We start from the raw sequence: 3,453 nt of genomic DNA on the forward strand, positions 1-3,453 counted from the left end.
CGGCACGGCAGCGGCGGCGCTGCCCGGTTTGCCGGGGCGGAGGGCCAGATCGCGGTAGTATTGGCCGCCACCGCGCGGGTTACTGCTGTAGTTCGGCGCGGGCGGGAATAGCGGCGGCGGGGCGGCGGGTTGGGGCGCCGGGGTTTTTTCGCCGGTTTTGGCAGCGGGTTCGTCGTTTTCGTCCCAGGTGAAGCCGCCCTGGTTGGTTTCTTTGCGGGTGTCGGTTTTGGCGGCGGGTTTGTTTTGCTTGCTGGCCGGGGGGGCGGTGGGTGCCTTGTTTTCGCTTTTGGGCGCGGGAGCGGCAGTCGCCGGGGCAGGGTTGCTGCCGCTGAGTGCGCCTTTTTGGTAGGGGCGGCAGTTGTCGCCCGTCGGCTTGCTGACGATGTTGTTCATGCCGCCGGGCGCCGGGCAGATGTAGAGGCCGGCGGTGGCGTCTTGTGCTTGTGCCGGGTGGAGGGCGGCGCAGGCGAGGAGGAGGCAGGCGGCGAGTTTGGAAAGGATGGTAGTTGCCGATTGGGCGGCGAGGTATGCGGACAAACCCCACCCCAACCCTCCGCCGGATCCCATGAAAAATGCGTTCGCATTTTTCATGGGTGCCCGCCCACAGGGGGAGGGAGTGTTTTCGGGGAATGGGGCAGTTTGGTTCGGGGATTCGGCGGTTTGGGCGGCGGGTGTCAGGTTGCGTCCGGGCATGATGGTTTCCTTGTGGTTCAGTCCCAGTTGAAGAGGTTGAAGGCGTCGGCGGGCAGCCAGGCGGTCATGCCTTTTTGCCAGAGCAGGTCTTTCATCAGGATTTGGCCTTCGTCGATGAGTTTTTGGACGTCAATTGCGCTCAGCGGCCCGATTTGCTGGCCGTGGTGGACGCGGTAGAAGATTTTGTCCTGGCCGAGCGGCGGGCGCGGCGCGTCGTTTTTGGCGGTGGTGATGGCGGGCGACGCGGGGGCTGTTGTCTCCGTGTTTTCGCGGGCGTAGGCCGGGGTGGCGCTGGCGGCAGCCGGACGTGCGGGGTGTGCGCTTTGCGGCGGTGCACCTGGAGTGCGGCGGGCGATGCGCAGGTCGTGCAGGGTGAGGCCGAGTTGGGCGAGTTGTGGTCGCAGGCGCGCCTTGAGGAAGTTTTGCAGGGCTTCGGTCTGGTGGTCGATGTCGTCCGCGCTGATTTGTTCGTGGATGAGGGTTTGGTCGATGTGGTAGCTCAGGGTTTGGTCGAGGTAGTCGTCGTCGAGGTCTATGGTCTGGTTTTCGATGAGGATGCGGCAGAGGGTGTCCGGGTCGCGGATGCTGATGGTGTAGCTGCCGGTGAGCGGCTGGTCGAGGCGGCGCTGCGACGGCTGGTAGATGCTTTGCCAAAGGCGACTGGCGCTTGCGTCCAGGTTGAGGTAGAGGATGTCGGCGGTTTCGGCTTGCGGGATGTTGTCCGGGTCAAGCGGGTAGTCGCCGGGTTCGTTGGCAGCGGTGTATTGTTCGTTGATGATGAGATAGGCGATTTGTCCCGGTTCGATGTGCAGGGTGCTGCGTTCGAGCAGGTTGTGCTGGCTGTGGTGGGCGATGAGGCTGTCCGGCGCGAAGCGGGCGCGCAGGGTGCGCGGTTGCAGGCCAAGTTTGTCGGGTTTGAGGCTGGCGAGCAGGCGGGCGATGAGGTTTTTGATCATGCCGGGCCTCCGGGTTTTTGCGCGGCGGCTTTGAGGCTTTGTTTGAGCGCTTCTTCGGCGGCTTCGAGTTTGGCGGTGGCCTCGGCGCGCTGTTGGCGTCCGGCTTCGTGGATTTGGATGCTTTCTTCGATGGTCTCGATCAGCATCTGGTTGGCTTTTTCCACCGCGCCGATGTCGAAGACGCCGCGCTCCAGTTGGGTGCGGCTTTCGCGGTTGGCGAGTTTGAGGTTTTCGGCGTTGGTGGTGAGCAGTTCGTTGGTCAGATCGCTGCTTTGTTTGAGCGCGGTCGCCGCTTCGCCGGAGCGGTAGATGGCGATGGATTGGGCGAGTTGTTGCCGCCACAGCGGTACGGTGTTGACGAGGGTGGTGTTGATTTTGCTGACGAGTCCCTTGTTATTTTCTTGAACCATGCGGATGCTCGGCAGCGCCTGCATCGAGACTTGTTTGGTCAGCCGCAGGTCGTGCAGGCGGCGGTCGAGTTCGTCGCGCTGCATTTGCGCGTCGCGCAGGCGCTGCGCGCTTTCCATTTCGCCGTCTTCGGCGGCCTTCACCAGCGCGGGCAGGGCGGTCTGGTCGGCTTCGGCGAGGACGGTTTCGGCGGCGGCGATGTGGTATTCGAGTTCGCGGTAGTAGTCGAGGTTGGCATCATAAAGTTTGTCCAGCGATTTGATGTCCACCAGCAGTTTTTGTTTGTGTGCTTCGAGCGCGTTGCTGATTTGGTCAAGTTGTTCGCTGATGGTGTCGAATTTTTGCAGGAAGCTGGCGAGCGGTTTGGCTTTGCCGAGGAGGCGGGCAAAGAGCGAGGGTTTTTCTTGTACTTTGAGTTCCGCGCCCTGGAAGCCGCGCAGCAGGCCGACCATGTTGGTGAGCAGTTCGCCCGCTTTGCCCGCGTCTTCGCTTTTGATGTCGGTCAGCATGGTGTCGGCGACGGTGGTCAGTTGTTTTTGTGCGGCCGCGCCGAAGTTGAGGATGCTGTTGGTGTCGGCGATGTTCAGCGTTTGTGCGAGTTGCTGGACGCGCGCCGCTTCGAGGTGGGCGGGCAGGGTGCTGGTGGGGGCGAGTTCGGTGCGGGTGCTGTCGTTCATGGTTTGTTTCCCGTGTTGAGCTGGTCGCGCAGGACCTGGATTTGGGTGTCGAGGTGTTCTTGTTGCGCGCTGCCGAGTTGCAGTTGTTGCGCGCTGAAGCTGTGTTCGCTGTCGGCGAGCAGGGTGTGGAAGTTTTGTTGTTGGCGGCCGTGGTCGGGGCTGCCGATGTCGGCGAGGTAGGCGGCGCTGATGCGGCGCAGTTCGTGCAGGTGGACGACGAGGAAGCTGCGTGCGGCGCGGATGCGTTCGGGTTCTTCGCCGATGTGGGCGATGATGCCGCGTGCCTGGGCGGTGATTTTTTCGAGTTGGGCGGCGATGTCCGCTTCGTCGGCGTAGTTTTTCAGGCGGTTGGCGTGTTGTTCGAGGGTTTCGATGGCGTCAAAGCCGCCGCTCAACATTTCGCGCAGGGTGGCGTTGAGGTGGCCGGGGATGTGGCGCGGCGGTGCCTGGTAGGCGTCGGCGGGGTCGCTGTTGTAAATGTAGGCGAGGTAGTAACCGGCGGCGGCGAGCAGCGCGCTGATGAGGGCAAAGGCAATGCCGGGGCGGACGCTGAAGGTGATGCTGGCGGCGGCAAGCGCGGTGTAGGCGAGGGCGTAGGGGCGGTAGTCGTTGTCGGCTTGGTCGAGTCCGCTGCGGGCGAGGTTGGCGCTGCGCGAGCGGTAATGCTTTTGGCCACCACACTGCATCCCTATCGCACGGGAAACAAAAACGTTGACCGC

At 63.3% G+C, this 3,453-nt stretch carries 3 protein-coding genes and 1 pseudogene; all 4 read right to left on the reverse strand.

Translation table 11 applies throughout. The annotated features are described in order from the left end of the window. Positions 1 to 537 (reverse strand): annotated as a pseudogene (locus Q0349_RS13910) (lytic transglycosylase domain-containing protein); the annotation flags it as partial. Positions 538 to 710: 173 nt separating this feature from the next. Then, on the reverse strand, positions 711 to 1,649 hold the full coding sequence (locus Q0349_RS13915) for a GYF domain-containing protein (protein WP_298081616.1): 939 nt from the start codon (positions 1,647 to 1,649) through the stop codon (positions 711 to 713). Then, positions 1,646 to 2,734, reverse strand: a complete 1,089-nt coding sequence (locus Q0349_RS13920) for a toxic anion resistance protein (protein WP_298081617.1) — start codon at positions 2,732 to 2,734, stop codon at positions 1,646 to 1,648. Before Q0349_RS13920 ends, Q0349_RS13915 begins: the two co-directional genes overlap by 4 nt. Next, a partial coding sequence (locus Q0349_RS13925) for a 5-bromo-4-chloroindolyl phosphate hydrolysis family protein (RefSeq protein ID WP_298081618.1) occupies positions 2,731 to 3,453 on the reverse strand: 723 nt, incomplete at its 5' end. The genes Q0349_RS13920 and Q0349_RS13925, both read right to left, overlap by 4 nt.

The sequence above is a fragment of the uncultured Cardiobacterium sp. genome, assembly GCF_938028185.1.
GTDB lineage: Bacteria > Pseudomonadota > Gammaproteobacteria > Cardiobacteriales > Cardiobacteriaceae > Cardiobacterium.

Coding starts and splice junctions, on each gene's coding strand:
- Q0349_RS13915 (WP_298081616.1), bottom strand. CDS start 1,649: ATGATCAAAAACCTCATCGCCCGCCTGCTCGCCAGCCTCAAACCCGAC.
- Q0349_RS13920 (WP_298081617.1), bottom strand. CDS start 2,734: ATGAACGACAGCACCCGCACCGAACTCGCCCCCACCAGCACCCTGCCC.